The organism is Anoxybacter fermentans (genome assembly GCF_003991135.1).
In the GTDB taxonomy this organism is placed as follows: domain Bacteria; phylum Bacillota; class Halanaerobiia; order DY22613; family DY22613; genus Anoxybacter; species Anoxybacter fermentans.
On record NZ_CP016379.1, the window covers coordinates 2,868,047 to 2,883,833 of the forward strand.

At 33.9% G+C, this 15,787-nt stretch carries 12 protein-coding genes and 3 pseudogenes; 5 read left to right on the forward strand and 10 right to left on the reverse strand.

All coding sequences use genetic code 11. The features are described 5' to 3' along the window. Nucleotides 1–36: 36 nt before the first annotated feature. The 4 genes and pseudogenes from BBF96_RS13005 to BBF96_RS16965 all read right to left on the reverse strand — a co-directional run. A pseudogene (locus BBF96_RS13005) lies at nucleotides 37–609 on the reverse strand (Mu transposase domain-containing protein); the annotation flags it as partial. Nucleotides 610–935: 326 nt separating this feature from the next. Further along, nucleotides 936–1,304: a GNAT family N-acetyltransferase gene (locus BBF96_RS13010; protein WP_164731064.1), complete on the reverse strand. Its 369-nt coding sequence runs from the start codon at nucleotides 1,302–1,304 to the stop codon at nucleotides 936–938. After that, the gene (locus BBF96_RS13015; RefSeq protein ID WP_127017568.1) at nucleotides 1,289–1,816 is read right to left on the reverse strand and encodes a hypothetical protein; all 528 of its coding nucleotides are present in this window, start codon (nucleotides 1,814–1,816) and stop codon (nucleotides 1,289–1,291) included. The genes BBF96_RS13010 and BBF96_RS13015 overlap by 16 nt, the downstream gene beginning before the upstream one ends. Before the next feature lie 228 nt (nucleotides 1,817–2,044). After that, nucleotides 2,045–3,026: pseudogene (locus BBF96_RS16965) on the reverse strand (DDE-type integrase/transposase/recombinase); the annotation flags it as partial. Between the two features lie 453 nt (nucleotides 3,027–3,479). On the opposite strand from BBF96_RS16965, the gene BBF96_RS13035 reads away from it, so the two are divergent. After that, entirely contained in the window at nucleotides 3,480–3,809 is a 330-nt protein-coding gene (locus tag BBF96_RS13035) for a DUF3800 domain-containing protein (protein WP_164731065.1), read from the forward strand. Beyond that, the gene (locus tag BBF96_RS17650) at nucleotides 3,784–4,251 is read left to right on the forward strand and encodes a DUF3800 domain-containing protein (RefSeq protein WP_164731066.1); all 468 of its coding nucleotides are present in this window, start codon (nucleotides 3,784–3,786) and stop codon (nucleotides 4,249–4,251) included. The genes BBF96_RS13035 and BBF96_RS17650 overlap by 26 nt, the downstream gene beginning before the upstream one ends. A 127-nt stretch (nucleotides 4,252–4,378) precedes the next feature. Here BBF96_RS17650 and BBF96_RS13040 read toward each other — a convergent pair whose 3' ends face one another. Together BBF96_RS13040 and rlmH are read right to left on the reverse strand one after the other, a co-directional pair. After that, on the reverse strand, nucleotides 4,379–5,935 hold the full coding sequence (locus BBF96_RS13040) for an IS1182 family transposase (RefSeq protein WP_127017572.1): 1,557 nt from the start codon (nucleotides 5,933–5,935) through the stop codon (nucleotides 4,379–4,381). Between the two features lie 275 nt (nucleotides 5,936–6,210). Beyond that, the gene (gene rlmH / locus BBF96_RS13045; RefSeq protein ID WP_127017573.1) at nucleotides 6,211–6,690 is read right to left on the reverse strand and encodes a 23S rRNA (pseudouridine(1915)-N(3))-methyltransferase RlmH; all 480 of its coding nucleotides are present in this window, start codon (nucleotides 6,688–6,690) and stop codon (nucleotides 6,211–6,213) included. 606 nt (nucleotides 6,691–7,296) lie between these two features. On the opposite strand from rlmH, the gene BBF96_RS13050 reads away from it, so the two are divergent. Next, on the forward strand, nucleotides 7,297–7,803 hold the full coding sequence (locus BBF96_RS13050) for a tryptophan transporter (protein ID WP_127017574.1): 507 nt from the start codon (nucleotides 7,297–7,299) through the stop codon (nucleotides 7,801–7,803). Between the two features lie 355 nt (nucleotides 7,804–8,158). Here BBF96_RS13050 and BBF96_RS13055 read toward each other — a convergent pair whose 3' ends face one another. Further along, complete coding sequence (locus BBF96_RS13055) at nucleotides 8,159–9,313, reverse strand: S1C family serine protease (RefSeq protein WP_127017575.1); 1,155 nt, start codon at nucleotides 9,311–9,313, stop codon at nucleotides 8,159–8,161. Nucleotides 9,314–9,344: 31 nt separating this feature from the next. Next, nucleotides 9,345–10,145, reverse strand: a complete 801-nt coding sequence (locus tag BBF96_RS13060; protein WP_205665640.1) for an MBL fold metallo-hydrolase — start codon at nucleotides 10,143–10,145, stop codon at nucleotides 9,345–9,347. Nucleotides 10,146–10,303: 158 nt separating this feature from the next. Between BBF96_RS13060 and BBF96_RS13065 the strand changes: the two genes are divergently transcribed. Together BBF96_RS13065 and BBF96_RS13070 are read left to right on the forward strand one after the other, a co-directional pair. Further along, the gene (locus BBF96_RS13065; protein WP_127017576.1) at nucleotides 10,304–11,353 is read left to right on the forward strand and encodes a protein-glutamate methylesterase/protein-glutamine glutaminase; all 1,050 of its coding nucleotides are present in this window, start codon (nucleotides 10,304–10,306) and stop codon (nucleotides 11,351–11,353) included. Nucleotides 11,354–11,381: 28 nt separating this feature from the next. Continuing rightward, entirely contained in the window at nucleotides 11,382–12,158 is a 777-nt protein-coding gene (locus BBF96_RS13070) for a CheR family methyltransferase (RefSeq protein WP_127017577.1), read from the forward strand. A gap of 124 nt (nucleotides 12,159–12,282) precedes the next feature. Here BBF96_RS13070 and BBF96_RS13075 read toward each other — a convergent pair. Both BBF96_RS13075 and hflX read right to left on the reverse strand, forming a co-directional pair. Further along, a pseudogene (locus BBF96_RS13075) lies at nucleotides 12,283–13,840 on the reverse strand (IS1182 family transposase). 113 nt (nucleotides 13,841–13,953) lie between these two features. After that, on the reverse strand, nucleotides 13,954–15,753 hold the full coding sequence (gene hflX / locus BBF96_RS13080) for a GTPase HflX (RefSeq protein WP_236777823.1): 1,800 nt from the start codon (nucleotides 15,751–15,753) through the stop codon (nucleotides 13,954–13,956). Between the last annotated feature and the right edge of the window lie 34 nt (nucleotides 15,754–15,787).

Consider the following 15,787-nt stretch of genomic DNA (forward strand, 5'->3'; position numbering starts at 1 on the left):
AATTGCTTGCAATACTCTGCTATTAATTGCTTCATTCTACACACCTCCTTTCCATAGGAGGTAGTCATAAGCCGATATATCTGTGCGGTATGATGCTAATTTCGGAATATCATCAGATAATTTTATATCTTCAAATTCAGGAATTTTGTTGGTTAATCTATAGTAAGTTGTTAATACACTATCTAAATCATCCACGCCATTTTCCAATGTCTTGACAAAGGTTTTAATCGCTGTCTCCATGTCTGCCTCTTTGATAATTTTCAAAAGTATCTTTAGTGCTTTACTTTTATCAGTCAGTTTACATTGGTCAAAAAATTCTTTTAGCGGATCAGGTAATTTTTTATATAAACCTATATATTTTAGAGCATTTGGCCTTCTGGACATTGAAGACAGATATGGTTGCCAGCTCATTGATTCTTTCTGATTGCCATACAATCTATCATGGCTGGTGATAACTTTATAATCTTTATCCAAAACTATTACCTGATCAGCAGTAATTTTTACCCATACTTCACTTTGACTAAATGCGGGTGAAGCAGAGTAAGTATATCTCCCCTCAAGTCTAAACTTGCCATATTTGTTTGTCCTGGCTTTCTCCAATCGATAGACTTCATAAGGGCTTTTAAGGAAGTTTCAACATTGCTGTTTTTCCTTCTTCAAAAGGTACACTCATGCCTTCCTAAAAAAAACAAACTTTAATGGAAATTTTAAAAATTCAGTGTCTTGAGAACTACTCCGGAAAAAGGTTGAAATTAATAGAAAATCTTATCGAAGGTCTGGATCTAAAGGATACGTAAAAAAAAGAATCTTTTAGAATATCTCAAACAAAGTTTAAAATATGGTGTTTAAAAGCTAAAGACAACACTTTCTAAAGCAATATATTAAACATCATACATATAACATCAATCTATATTCCTTATAATCAGCAAAAATTACTAAATAGATTTTTTTAGTAAAGTTAATTCACCTATATTTTTTACTTCTTTAAAACCCTGTTTTTTATACAAGGATAATGGTTGCCAGTTGTGACTATCCGGAAAGGATAAAATTTCTAATGTTTTGAAGTTCTTTTTTTGAGCTTCTTTTTCAAGTTTTCTAATAAGCTCAGAACCGACTCCATACCCTGATACCTCAGTCCGTACCGATAAACAGGTAATCATTAACCCTCCGGTATTTATCCCTGAAACAATAAACCCTAATTTGCTTGCTATATCAAGTGAAAACGCTTCAATAAAACCAACGGGCTCCTTTTGATAATAAGCAACAATTCCAGTTAATTTTCCTTCTTTTAATTTATCATGCAAAAATAAATATTTACTTTTTTCATAATATTTCCATTTCTTTTGGCAGTACTTATCTTCTTCTGATGGTATTTCGTACAGATATAGCAAACATCTAAAGATAAATTGTCACTATAACTTTGAAAGAAAAAGTCTTCTCTATTACACTTCCACCTTCTTTTTTTTACCAAATTATATTCAAAAGGATATAATTTACTATCCCACTTTAAGCCATATTCTTTAAAAAAATTTTCTAAACTCTTCGGTGATGGAGGAAAACCTTTTATTTCCTTCCCCTCAATAAATAATTTTCCATAAAGAAGCGGTTTCTCTCCATTACCCTCAACTGTGTCTATAACCTTCTTTTCCTCCGGGAACCAGGGAAAATTAGTCTCAAATTTGTCCTGTACAGTATTAAAGGATTCAAAATAAAAAACATCGTGGTTTTTAAACAAAACTTTTAGGCGGTCGAGAGTTACAAAGGATTCAGGACATATAGGTGAATAAAAATATCGGGCAATAAGGTGAGTCTTCAAAATATCATACCTCCTGACATTTATTTAATATGCAGACAGAACACTGTATTTATTAAATATCAGACTAAGTTTGATTAATATATCATCATATCTTTAAAATTGAAAATATATTTTATTTTACCGTAATTTCTATTTTTTCCTTACTATCTTTTACGATTAACAACAACCTTTCTATTGTCCACTCACCCATTTCTTTTTGAACTTTTAAATACAGTACTCCTTTCCCTTCATATTGGGTGTTTTTACAGGAATTCTTTGATGTTCTATGCCTACAAATTCATTAGAAATAAACTGGAATCATTATCTGTTCTTATTTTTAGCGTCTTCATCCTTTTAACTAACTGTCTCTTTCTCAACGAGTTCTTAAGAACTCTACAGGCATCTTTAGCAGTACATGATAATCCTAAATGATAATCGATTACTGAACGATCAAAAACATCTATCAGTGATAACTGAAAGAAAAATTGATCAGTACCATGTATGTAACCATATTTTACATCCATTTCCCAAAGTTGATTTGATGAATCTATCTTATCCCTTTTTGCTAATCTTCGTGGGTGTTTCTTTTTAACTTTACGCTGTGGTCTTAAGGATATTTAGTTCCTTGCAAAGTCTGTAAACTTTCTTGTGATTGATTTGAAAGTCATAATCCTGCTGAAGACATACTGTTAATTTACGGTATCTATAAGAGAATCCACCACCTGCAATAAGTTCACACAGCCACTCTTTAACCTGTTCATCAGGAACTTTTTCTCCTTTGTTTGTTAAAGAATAACCAGGTATAGGCTTGACTGAAGTTCTTGAGTTATTAGCTTACTTTTTGGTTTTATTGAAATATTTTCATAATAAGTTGATGGGGATAAGCCGACAAAGTCGAGAATAAGACAGGCTTTATATCCCTGTTCTATTCATTTTTTAGTTATTGCGACTTTGTCAGCAGTTGAGGATTTACCATATCTCTGAGATCTCTAAGAATAGCCAACTTTAATTCTTTTTCAGCAAGGAGCTTTTTTAACATATCATTTTCAGTACTTACTTTTTCTAATCTTTTGATTATTTCTTGATATTGTTTTTCTTTATCTCTGGGAAAAGATTTAGTGGAACCTTTTTTACGATTAGCTTTAATCCAGTTATATATTGTATTCTTAGAAGTTTCATGACAACGAACAACCAAAACAACATTACCTACTAATCTACATTCTTCAAGAATTTGTTATTTAAATTCATCAGAATACTTTTTACACTTCATAATTAAAACCCCCTTTAAATTAATTATATCATTTAAACACAGTTTCTCCAAATTCATTAGGGGCTATATAGTATTCTCGTAACATGCATATTTATAAATAAATCCTTTTTTATACCAAATAGAAGCTTTTAACTCATCTTTATTTAAATACTTTATCCAATCATATATGATAATCTTCTTCTTAAACATTATCCTTTAGCTCATTCTTAACTAAGTGTTTTATTGTAAACATTATTAACGTTTATATATCTCCACAAACAGGATATAACTCTCCACTTACACTGTGTATTCATTAGTACTTCCTACACAACAACATGAATTAATGTTAAAAATACAATATGGTAAAATATATATAAAAAAATCGAAACTTAATTCTATAGAATTCATAATTATCTTGGGAAAGGAATGATCATAATGTATATTTCTTATTTTGATGAAACAGAAGATGATGGCTTCCCTAACTATTCATCTAAATTATTTATTTTAACTAGTATATATATGGAATCAAATTCTTGGAAAAGCAATTTTAAAGAAATAATTGAATTTAGAAGAGAACTAAAAAGATTATTTAACTTTCCAGTAAAGCTAGAATTTCATACTAAACAATTCCTATGTGATAAAAACCCATATAGAAACTTTAATTGGACTCCTGAACAAAAAGTAAAAATATTACATAAACTTTTTGATTTAATTTCTACATTAGATTTAAAAGTTATTAATGTGTGTATTAATAAAAAAATATAAACATATAAACACAAACAATTATAATGTTCTTGAAAATGCTTTAACCTATGATATTCAAAGAATTGAAAACGATCTAAAGAAAAATCATAATTCAGATTATTTCTTAATAATTAATGATGAAGGTAGATTAGGTAAAATGAGAAAAATTCAACGCATAAATTATATTCCCTCTATAATTTTTCTATCCGAAATTGAACTACTTATAGAAGATTCTCTCCCCAAAGCCTCAAAGAATTCCCGTTTTATTCAAATATTAGATACAATTTCTTATATAGTATATTTATACTGTTTAGAACACTTCAATAATTCCAGATGGGCCAATAGAGTAAGAAATAAATTGAACTTTGAAGATGTCATTAATTTATTAGATAAAATAAAAAATAATTCAAATATACAGGCTAGTAGAACCAATTCTTATGGTATTGTACATTACCCTAGATGAAAGAAAAAACCATGGGGCTGTCCCAAAAGTAATTGATTACTTTTGGGCATGGCCCCTTTTTTCATTGTTCATTTTAAATTCATTGAAAATTTTTCTGTTAAGAAAATAAAAACCCATACCTGACATTCTATACTGTTGCCAGTTTAGCCAGGTTATGGGCTATACACAGTAAACCCCATTCAATTTTTACTTTCTCAAGGCCACGAAGCAGAAATCTCCGGAATGACCAATTACCTTTGATCCTTCCAAAGACAGATTCCGCTTCAATTGCTCTTTGAGAACGGAGTTTCATACCTTTATCGGAACAAAGGTTTTCCTTTACCTTTTGCTTATATTCACGTAATTTAAAATTTATTCTTATTACTCGATCACCTTTGGCCCTGGTACAATTTTCTTTTAACTCACACTCATCACAATTTTCGCATTTGTAATATCTAATTTGTTTAGTATATCCATTTTCAGTCTTAATTTCTTTTGTCTTACAGTAAATGAGTCTTCTTTGAACAGGACAAATAAACTCGTCGTTTTCTTTATCATACGGCCAGTTTTCTACTTTAAATATATCATTTTTAAACTTCTTCTTTTGTTCTTTATGAAAAGTATTATACTTAACATAAATATTAGTATTGGCTTTCTCTAAGTAATCATAATTTTCCTCACTACCATAACCTGAATCAGCTATCACATTTTCCGGAATCTTACCTGTAACTTCTTTTACTTTTTCTAAATGAGGTATTAAGCATCTTGAATCTGCCGGCCTTTGATGAATACTATAACCAACTACAAACTGATTCTCTGTACCTATCTGAACATTATATGCGGGCTTCAATTGCCCATTTTTCATGTGGTCTTCTTTCATTCTCATAAAAGTTGCATCAGTATCTGTTTTAGAATAACTGTTTCGTCCATTTAAAATCTCTTCCTGCTGCTCATATTTTTTCATTCGAGGAAGACATTTATCTTTGAGCTCTTTAACTGTTTTTTTTAACTTCTTATCTTTGGAGTTCTTTTCTAGACGTTCTTCAAGTTCCTTAATTTTTTCTTCGAGTTTCTTTGAATCTATTTCTTTTCCTTCACCCATCTCCTCCAGGTCATTATCCCCATACAATCTATTCTCTTCTTCGTTGGTTTTCTCAATCTCTTTTAAAAGTTCATTAATTTTTGCCCTAAGCCTTGCTTTGTACTTCTTTGTCGCTTTTCTCCAGACAAAGCTATATTTGTTTGCATTAGCTTCTATTTTTGTACCATCTAAAAAGTAATTCTCTAACTTTACATATCCTTCTTCTATAAGAAGTTCCAATACTGATGCAAATACCTCATCAATAACATCTTTCATGATCTCTGATCTGAATCGGTTTATCGTCCGAAAATCAGGTTTATTGTTACCACTAAGCCACATAAAATAAATATTTTCCCGAAGTGCCTTGGCAATTCGTCTTGATGAATATATTCTCTGAGTATAGGCATATACTATAACCTTAAGCATCATTTTCGGATGGTAGCTGCTTCTACCCCCACCTTTATATTTTTCAAGCAGGGGTTCAATATTCATCCTTTCTATAGCTGAATTTACCACCCTTACTAAATGATTTTCAGGAATAAACACATCAAAACTCAAAGGCAACATTGTCTGATTCATATTATATTCAATAAATGTCTTTTTATTATGGTTTTTCCTCTTCATATTTATATTTTACCATAAAAAAAAGGTGTTGTCTTTATAAAAATTTCTGACAACACCTTTCTTTTAATATTTACTTTTGGGGGTTATAAAGGGACTTTTGGGACAGCCCCTTTTATTGATCAAACACAACTGACCAAAATATCTTAACCACCACCTACGACACATTCGTGTTTTCAGTGGTTTATTTTTATTAAAGCACGTGTTGATTTTCCTGTCAAGTAATAATATTTTTTCGTTTTCTGTTTTTTTATTTCTATTAAATCAAAAATTGCCCATTAATAATGATAAGGTTCTCCTTTAATAATCTTAAAAGCCCGATACAACTGTTCTAATAATATTAGCCGTATCATCTGATGGGTAAAAGTCATATGGGAAAATGAGAGTACAAAATCAGCAGCATCTATTACCTTTTGATGTAATCCCACAACACCACCAATAACAAAAGTAATTTCACCATGTCCCTGTACCATCAAATTTTGAATATATTTTGCCAGTTCTTCAGAACTCATCGACTTACCCTGGACTGCTAGCACAATCACATAGGAATTCTCGGGAATCAACTTCAAAATTCTATCAGCTTCTCTCTCTTTAACCCTTTCTAAATCTACACCGCTAGGATTAGAAGGAATCTTCTCATCTTTTACTTCCATAATCTTGATCTTTGCATAACGGGATAGACGCTTTAAAAATTCTTCAATTCCGGTTCGGATAAAATTTTCCTTAATCTTACCTACTGCCACAATATTAATCTTCATCTCCATCACACCTCACCCAACATTTTTTTACTTAGTTTTTCTTCCATCAACTACATCGTCTTTAAAAAGGAAAGCTTCAGACTTCGTATTTTGCTCATACCAATCATGATAAGGATTACCGCATTGCATTAGTCCAGTTTCAACATTCATAATCAGCTATGTTCCATAATTTTTAAGACTTGATTTTTTCCTATAAAGTTGGGATTTTTTCTGAAAAAGTAAGGAATCCCTCCTATTGGAGTAGTAGATAATAATTAACCAAACCTAAACTTACTACACCTAGAACGGAGGGATTTATAAATTATTATTCGTTAACCACTATATAATATCCTCTTAAAATCCCCTACTTTACTTTTAGGCTATTTTATTGCAAAATAATTTATTACAGCTTTACAGGTAAATATAGTTGATTTATTGACTACCAATAAAAAATATATTATAATATTGAAAATCTTTACTTTATCATTAAATTGAAGTGATAAAGGAGGGGATAAGGACCAGGAGAGCAGAGCTGAGTATGAGCAGAGTCGAGAAAGTTGGAATTGGAATTGGCTGAGTCTTTAATGAGCTAAGTTTAGCTGAGATTAGCTGAGAGGAGTAGATATGATGAAAATTAAAACTTTAACTGAAATTAGCCTTTTATTGGCAATTGGATTTGTTTTGCACACATTATTCCCCCCCATTATTTTTGGAATGAAACCTGATTTTTCACTAGCTATGCTTTTTTCCATAATCATTATTAAACGGGATTTTAAACTGGCTCTGATAGCTGGCTTGATAACGGGAATATTTACTGCTCTAACTACCAGTTTTCCCGGTGGCCAGATAGCCAATATAGTGGATAAAATTATTACTACTATTATTATGACCGTAATTATCCTCAAAATGAATAGGGAGAACTTCATTTTAGTAGGGCTATTTAACTTTATTGGAACCATAATTAGCGGTGTAACCTTTTTAGGGACAGCTGCTATAATTTTTGGACTGCCCGGCCCGATGCTGACCCTCATCCTGACAGTAGTTTTACCTACCGCTCTCATCAATACCTTAACTGGAATAATTCTTTACTCTTCTATTGTACAGAGTAAACGGCTTATCAGGCAGACTAAGTAAATAAATCTATAGGGGCTGTCCCAAAAGAATTAATTACTTTTGAGACAGCCCCTATTTTGTTTCATATTTTCAAAGGAATAATTAATTTACTTTTTAGTCCCTTACCACTAATATAAAGTAAATAATTACCACTATTAAAAAGATAACCATGGATTTATAACTAAAAATAACATATCTACTCTACCTAAATACCTTTATAACCCCTAGCGCATAAGTCAGGGAAGAATCTTTCAGAACAATGGTAAATTCCTTTGCCCAGGGAAGGATAACTGTTGAATAACCCAGGACAGAATAAAAATACTTAAACCCTAAACAATCCCAGGGATAGGTAGAAAACTTTATTCCTAATATTATATCATGAGATTTGATCGGGACGTTCTTTTAATCTAAGAGTTAAATTTAGCTTTTTACCATCTCTAAGTACCACACATTGAACTATATCCCCAATTTTATATTTTCTTAATTCTCGAAGGAGCTCTTCCATACTGTCCAGATTTTCACCGCCAAAATTAATTAATATATCGTTTTTCCGCATTCCAGCCAGGTCTGCTGGACTATCAGGAATTACCCGAAAGATAAAGACTCCTTTATCGACAGAAAGATTCAATCTGGCTTTTAATTCAGGAGTTACTGTACCACCATATATTCCTATCCAGGGTCGCTCTATCTTTCCTTTTTTAATCAATTCCTGACCAATTTCCCGAGCAATATTTATCGGGATAGCAAAACCCAATCCCTGAGCTCCTTGAATAATGGCTGTATTTATCCCAATTACTTCTCCGTGAATATTAAAAAGGGCACCACCACTGTTTCCGGGATTAATGGCAGCATCGGTCTGAATCAGATCCAGAAGTTCTGTCCCTTCTCGAATCGGTAAATCCCGGTTTAAAGCACTGATCACGCCCACAGTTACGGTATTTGAAAATCCAAAAGGATTTCCAATAGCAATAGCCGTATCCCCAACCCGAATCTTATCTGAATCTCCCAATGGAGCAACAGGAAGATCATCTCCATTAACCTTAACCACTGCCAGATCAGTAATGGAATCACGACCTAAAACTCTACCCTCAAGTTCTCGTTCTTGACCTGATTGATCAATTAAAAAAACACGAATCTGATCTGCCCCTTCCACTACATGATTATTGGTCAGGATATAACCTTTTTTATCAATAATCACACCCGATCCTTCACCTTTAATCTGCTCCTGAGTCTGACCATAAAAAAAGTCATAAGTAATCCGTTCTTTAACTGTAGTTATTTTAACAACTGAAGAACCCACTTTAGCTACAATATCTGCTATAGGCTCATCTTTCCGTTCCTCAGCAGCATCAACCGGTGGACTTAAGACCTTAGATTTGGTATCCTGTTCTTCAGGAATTATCGGTACTTCCTTTGCTTCCCGATTGACCACCAGGGGAATACTCCAATAAACTATCCCCCCAAAAATAGTAACTATCAAAAGCAGTAAAACCAGATAAACTAATAAACTGGTTTTGAACTCTTTGGCCATCTTTCTCACCACCCTTAAGATTAGATAAATATCAACCGGCTTTGAATAAAGCCGTAGGTCGATCTCTGTATGTATATTCTATTCTGATATCATAATTCAAACATAATCCATGATCTTCAATGGTGTTTTTAACTGTCAAAAAAGCTAACTCCGGAATATTATTATCTTTACTTAAATGGGCTAAATATATACACGGAGTACAGTTTTCAGCTAATTTAACCACACAGGCTCCAGCATCGTCATTAGAAAGATGGCCCACATTGCTCATAATTCGTTTTTTTAATGACCATGGATAAGGCCCCATTTTTAACATTTCAAGATCATGATTTGACTCCAATATAACATGATCTACACCTTTTAAAGCCTGAAGCACCTCTTCAGTAACATATCCCATATCTGTCGCAATTCCCAATTGAGCTTTACCTGACCTGATCACATAACCCACCGGATCTGCTGCATCATGAGAAATTGAAAAGGGCTGAATATCCATGCTTCCAAAAGAAAATGGCCCATCAAATATTTTACAGTTGGCCTCTGGAATCTTACCTAAATCTTTAGCTGCTGCTAACCAGGTTCCTTCATTGGCAAAAATGGGAATATTAAAACGCCGGGAGAGAACTCCCGCACCTCGGATATGGTCCACATGCTCATGGGTAAGTAAGATGGCATCAATCTCTTCTCCACCAACACCTACTTTACTCAAAAATTCCAAAATCCTTTTTCCACTTAAACCTGCATCAATTAAAATTTTATTTTGCTCTGTACTCACCAGAATTGAATTACCTGAACTACCACTGGCAAGTATAGAAAATTGCAGTGAAATTTTCACCATCTCCTTTAAATCTTTAATATATCCTATATATTAGTGACTCCATATTCTATCTCCTGCCTTGATTAATAAAATTTACGCAAAATCTCCCCTATATGCAGGATTTACACCCTTTCTGCACGAAATTTTCTAAAGAGAACCAGTTTGGGAGGTAGGAAAATATGAGAAATTTAATTCGGGTACTAATTGCTGATGACTCTGCTTTTATGCGTCGAGTCATTTCCGATCTGATTAATTCTGACCCTGAATTGCAAGTCATTGCTACTGCCCGGAATGGGGTAGAAGCATTGGAGCTTATAAAAAAATTAGATCCAGATGTAGTTACTCTGGACATTGAAATGCCAAAATTAAATGGTTTTGAAACATTAAAAGAGATAATGCGAATTTCTCCAAAACCAGTGGTAATGATCAGTCATTTAACCCAGGAAGGAGCAACTACTACTTTAAATTGTCTGGAAGCAGGTGCTATGGATTTTATTCCTAAGCCTTCTGGGTCTATCTCTTTAGACTTTGCCCAGGTAGCAAAAGATTTAACAGAAAAAATAAAAATGGCCTATTACAATTTCAAACCAGCCAAAGTCACTCTTCGGTCAAAATCACATAGAACTATAATTCCCACCTCTTCTTTCTCCGGAGTACGAAAAGATATGGTAGTTGCAATTGGTACATCCTCTGGAGGACCACGGGCCTTAAAAGAAATAATTCCCTTACTTCCTGCAAATTTTCCTGCAGGAATAGTTATTGTCCAGCATATGCCTCCAGGCTTTACCCGTTCTCTCGCCGAACGGTTGAACAATGAGTCTAAAATTCGGGTCAAAGAAGCAGAAGAAGGAGACCGGATTGAACCAGGTCTTGCCCTTCTGGCCCCCGGGAATTATCACCTGGAAATTGAAGCCGGCGGCATTGTTCGCCTAAATCAAAAACCTCCCCTCTGGGGAGTCCGGCCATGTGTAGATTATATGATGGAAACCATCGCTCCTTTATACGGCGAACGGGTTATTGGAGTTATCCTTACCGGAATGGGTCGCGATGGTGCTAATGGTATGGCAGCTATTAAACATTATGGAGGACAGACTATTGCCCAGGACGAAGAGACCTGTTTAGTATATGGCATGCCCCGTGCAGTTATTGAACGGGGGTTGGCAGATTATATCTTACCACTACATCAAATACCCCATAAGATTGTCCAATTACTCAATCAGAAACGTTAAAATTTTAACAAAAGGAGACGAACCAACCATGATTACATTTGAAGAATTTAAAACTCAGGCCTCTAAAATTTTAGGACTTAATCTATCAAGCTATAAAGCAAAACGGGTTCAGCGGCGGGTAGAAAGTTTAATGCGCCGCCGTAATATACCCGATTATACTACCTGTTTAGAACTTTTAAGAAATAATTCTAATTTCCGGGCTGATTTCTTAAACCATTTTACTATTAATACCTCGGAATTTTTTCGAAATCCGTCTAACTTCGTAACTTTAAAAAATGAAATCTTCCCTGAACTTTTTGCAGGAGGTAAAAAAGTAAAAATCTGGAGCGCGCCCTGTTCTAACGGTTGTGAACCATACTCATTGGCTATCATCATTGATGAGCTGGGAATCAAATCACACCAATACGAAATTTTAGGTGTTGACATTGATCCTAACATTCTTCAGGCTGCAAAAAAGGGAATTTATAATTCCGGAGCACTTAAGAATGTCAGCACTGAACGGCTACAAAAGTATTTCAAACAGGTAGGTACCAATACCTTTGCCCTTAGTGAAAAAATCAAAAAAATGGTGCACTTTAAAGAATTCGATCTATTAAAAGATACTTACAGCAAAAATTGGGATTTAATTCTTTGCCGTAACTTTTTTATCTACTTAACTTCAGATGTTAAAGATCTTTTGACACGCAAATTTGTTGACGCCCTGCGTCCAGGAGGTATCCTCTTTTTAGGCAATACTGAGTTTATCTTTGAACCGGAAAAATTCGGACTTTCCAAGATTGTTTCAAGCTTTTACCGGAAAATATAAAGCAAAAATAGGGGCTGTCCCAAAAGTAATTGATTACTTTTGGGCATGGCCCCTTTTTTCATTGTTCATTTTAAATTCATTGAAAATTTTTCTGTTAAGAAAATAAAAACCCATACCTGACATTCTATACTGTTGCCAGTTTAGCCAGGTTATGGGCTATACACAGTAAACCCCATTCAATTTTTACTTTCTCAAGGCCACGAAGCAGAAATCTCCGGAATGACCAATTACCTTTGATCCTTCCAAAGACAGATTCCGCTTCAATTGCTCTTTGAGAACGGAGTTTCATACCTTTATCGGAACAAAGGTTTTCCTTTACCTTTTGCTTATATTCACGTAATTTAAAATTTATTCTTATTACTCGATCACCTTTGGCCCTGGTACAATTTTCTTTTAACTCACACTCATCACAATTTTCGCATTTGTAATATCTAATTTGTTTAGTATATCCATTTTCAGTCTTAATTTCTTTTGTCTTACAGTAAATGAGTCTTCTTTGAGCAGGACAAATAAACTCGTCGTTTTCTTTATCATACGGCCAGTTTTCTACTTTAAATATATCATTTTTAAACTTCTTCTTTTGTTCTTTATGAAAAGTATTATACTTAACATAAATATTAGTATTGGCTTTCTCTAAGTAATCATAATTTTCCTCACTACCATAACCTGAATCAGCTATCACATTTTCCGGAATCTTACCTGTAACTTCTTTTACTTTTTCTAAATGAGGTATTAAGCATCTTGAATCTGCCGGCCTTTGATGAATACTATAACCAACTACAAACTGATTCTCTGTACCTATCTGAACATTATATGCGGGCTTCAATTGCCCATTTTTCATGTGGTCTTCTTTCATTCTCATAAAAGTTGCATCAGTATCTGTTTTAGAATAACTGTTTCGTCCATTTAAAATCTCTTCCTGCTGCTCATATTTTTTCATTCGAGGAAGACATTTATCTTTGAGCTCTTTAACTGTTTTTTTTTAACTTCTTATCTTTGGAGTTCTTTTCTAGACGTTCTTCAAGTTCCTTAATTTTTTCTTCGAGTTTCTTTGAATCTATTTCTTTTCCTTCACCCATCTCCTCCAGGTCATTATCCCCATACAATCTATTCTCTTCTTCGTTGGTTTTCTCAATCTCTTTTAAAAGTTCATTAATTTTTGCCCTAAGCCTTGCTTTGTACTTCTTTGTCGCTTTTCTCCAGACAAAGCTATATTTGTTTGCATTAGCTTCTATTTTTGTACCATCTAAAAAGTAATTCTCTAACTTTACATATCCTTCTTCTATAAGAAGTTCCAATACTGATGCAAATACCTCATCAATAACATCTTTCATGATCTCTGATCTGAATCGGTTTATCGTCCGAAAATCAGGTTTATTGTTACCACTAAGCCACATAAAATAAATATTTTCCCGAAGTGCCTTGGCAATTCGTCTTGATGAATATATTCTCTGAGTATAGGCATATACTATAACCTTAAGCATCATTTTCGGATGGTAGCTGCTTCTACCCCCACCTTTATATTTTTCAAGCAGGGGTTCAATATTCATCCTTTCTATAGCTGAATTTACCACCCTTACTAAATGATTTTCAGGAATAAACACATCAAAACTCAAAGGCAACATTGTCTGATTCATATTATATTCAATAAATGTCTTTTTATTATGGTTTTTCCTCTTCATATTTATATTTTACCATAAAAAAAAGGTGTTGTCTTTATAAAAATTTCTGACAACACCTTTCTTTTAATATTTACTTTTGGGGGTTATAAAGGGACTTTTGGGACAGCCCCTGTTCATTTAACCATCTTCCTAATCACATATTCCTCTAACTGACCAGCCAATATGGGATCAACTTTTACCTTCATGTATATCCCCTCATTCCGATATTCTTCTTTTAATACATTTGCCGTTTTGTGAAGTTTTTCTACCCAACCACCTTGATTATATGGAAAAATAACTTCTAACTCTTTAAAGTCCCGCTCTACTTCTTTACGAATTAGATCAAGCAAATCCTCTATACCTTCACCCGTAAGAGCAGAAATGACAGCAGAAGGCCTTATCCTTTCTCTCAAATACTCAGCTTCATTAGTACTAATTAAATCAGCTTTGTTAAAAACTGTGATAATAGGTTTTTCTAATACTTCCAAATCACCCAATACATTCCATACCGTACGCATCTGAAGTTCCCGTTCAGAATGACTGGCATCAACAATATGAAGCAAAATATCAGCACGCTGAACTTCCTCTAAAGTTGCACGAAATGCAGCTATAAGATGATGGGGAAGTTTTTGAATAAAACCTACTGTATCACTCAAAAGAACAGCTGAGCTTCCCAAATCCAGTTTACGCATGGTAGGATCAAGAGTTGCAAATAGCTTATCTTCGGACAGAACACCAGCATTAGTTAATTTATTTAAAAGGGTAGATTTACCAGCATTAGTATAACCAACCAGAGCAACAACGGGAAGATTTCGATTTTGCTGGTGTAATTCCCGCAATCCAGCCAACTGTTTAATCTCTTTCTCCAGGTCCTGAATTCTTTTCCGGATTCTACGGCGATCTACTTCCAATTTGGTTTCACCAGGACCACGGGTACCGATTCCACCACCTAACCTGGACAACTTAGATCCAAGACCTGTCAATCTGGGAAGCATATATTTAAGCTGGGCCAATTCTACCTGTAATTTTCCCTCCCGGGTTCGGGCATGTTGAGCAAAAATATCCAATATCAAGCGGCTACGATCAACAATCTTTACTTCAATCAACTCTTCTAAATTGCGCTGTTGAGCCGGAGTTAACTCATCATCAAATATAATCAGATCAATTTGCTCTAAATAGGCTCTATACTTAAGCTCAACTGCCTTACCCTGCCCAATATAAAAAGCAGGATGTGGAGCATCTCTTTTTTGGATAATCATCCCCACTACTTCTGCTCCCGCCGTTAAAGTCAGTTGTTTTAATTCAGCCAGTGATTCTTCAAGAGAATATTGATCCTTATTCACTGGAAGATCAAGACCGACAAGTAAAGCTCTTTCCTTTAAACCCTCCTGAATTAGATGGGAAGATCCTTCTTTTAACTCTGCTTCAATTTCTTCAATTCGATATTCCGGGTCTAGATGGGTTAAATCACAAAGACTATAACTACCCTCGGAAACAAAACTCCTACTTAAAAAACCCTCACAAACCTCAGGGTAAAAGATCATTGCTTCATTGGTCCGTAAATCAGCTTTAAGATAAAGATCAAACCCATAACGAACAAAAATATACTTTTCTTTCAGTGTGAGATTATAAATTTCAAGATCAACACCAAAAATGAGCCACCGCAAACCGGAAAGGCTTTGTGCATTATTAAAAGTAATTTCTTCCCACTCTCTTAAAATTGTTTCATCCATCTCACCTGGAAATACACCTAAAATCTGACCTCTGCGATTAGTTATCAGATGAAGATTAATATCATTTTTGAAAACAAAATCTTTAACTTTTTCAAGTTTTTTAGAAGAGATCAACTCTGTATGAATATCAGACCATTGAATCATTTCTTCTAATTTTTCATATATTTTTCTACTCACCTTTAATTTATCTAAAGGAAACATATAATTCCTCCTCCATTTAAGAACAAAATGCCCT

Coding starts and splice junctions, on each gene's coding strand:
- BBF96_RS13035 (WP_164731065.1), top strand. CDS start 3,480: ATGTATATTTCTTATTTTGATGAAACAGAAGATGATGGCTTCCCTAAC.
- BBF96_RS17650 (WP_164731066.1), top strand. CDS start 3,784: ATGTGTGTATTAATAAAAAAATATAAACATATAAACACAAACAATTAT.
- BBF96_RS13040 (WP_127017572.1), bottom strand. CDS start 5,935: ATGAAGAGGAAAAACCATAATAAAAAGACATTTATTGAATATAATATG.
- rlmH (WP_127017573.1), bottom strand. CDS start 6,690: ATGAAGATTAATATTGTGGCAGTAGGTAAGATTAAGGAAAATTTTATC.
- BBF96_RS13050 (WP_127017574.1), top strand. CDS start 7,297: ATGAAAATTAAAACTTTAACTGAAATTAGCCTTTTATTGGCAATTGGA.
- BBF96_RS13055 (WP_127017575.1), bottom strand. CDS start 9,313: ATGGCCAAAGAGTTCAAAACCAGTTTATTAGTTTATCTGGTTTTACTG.
- BBF96_RS13060 (WP_205665640.1), bottom strand. CDS start 10,145: ATGGTGAAAATTTCACTGCAATTTTCTATACTTGCCAGTGGTAGTTCA.
- BBF96_RS13065 (WP_127017576.1), top strand. CDS start 10,304: ATGAGAAATTTAATTCGGGTACTAATTGCTGATGACTCTGCTTTTATG.
- BBF96_RS13070 (WP_127017577.1), top strand. CDS start 11,382: ATGATTACATTTGAAGAATTTAAAACTCAGGCCTCTAAAATTTTAGGA.
- hflX (WP_236777823.1), bottom strand. CDS start 15,753: ATGTTTCCTTTAGATAAATTAAAGGTGAGTAGAAAAATATATGAAAAA.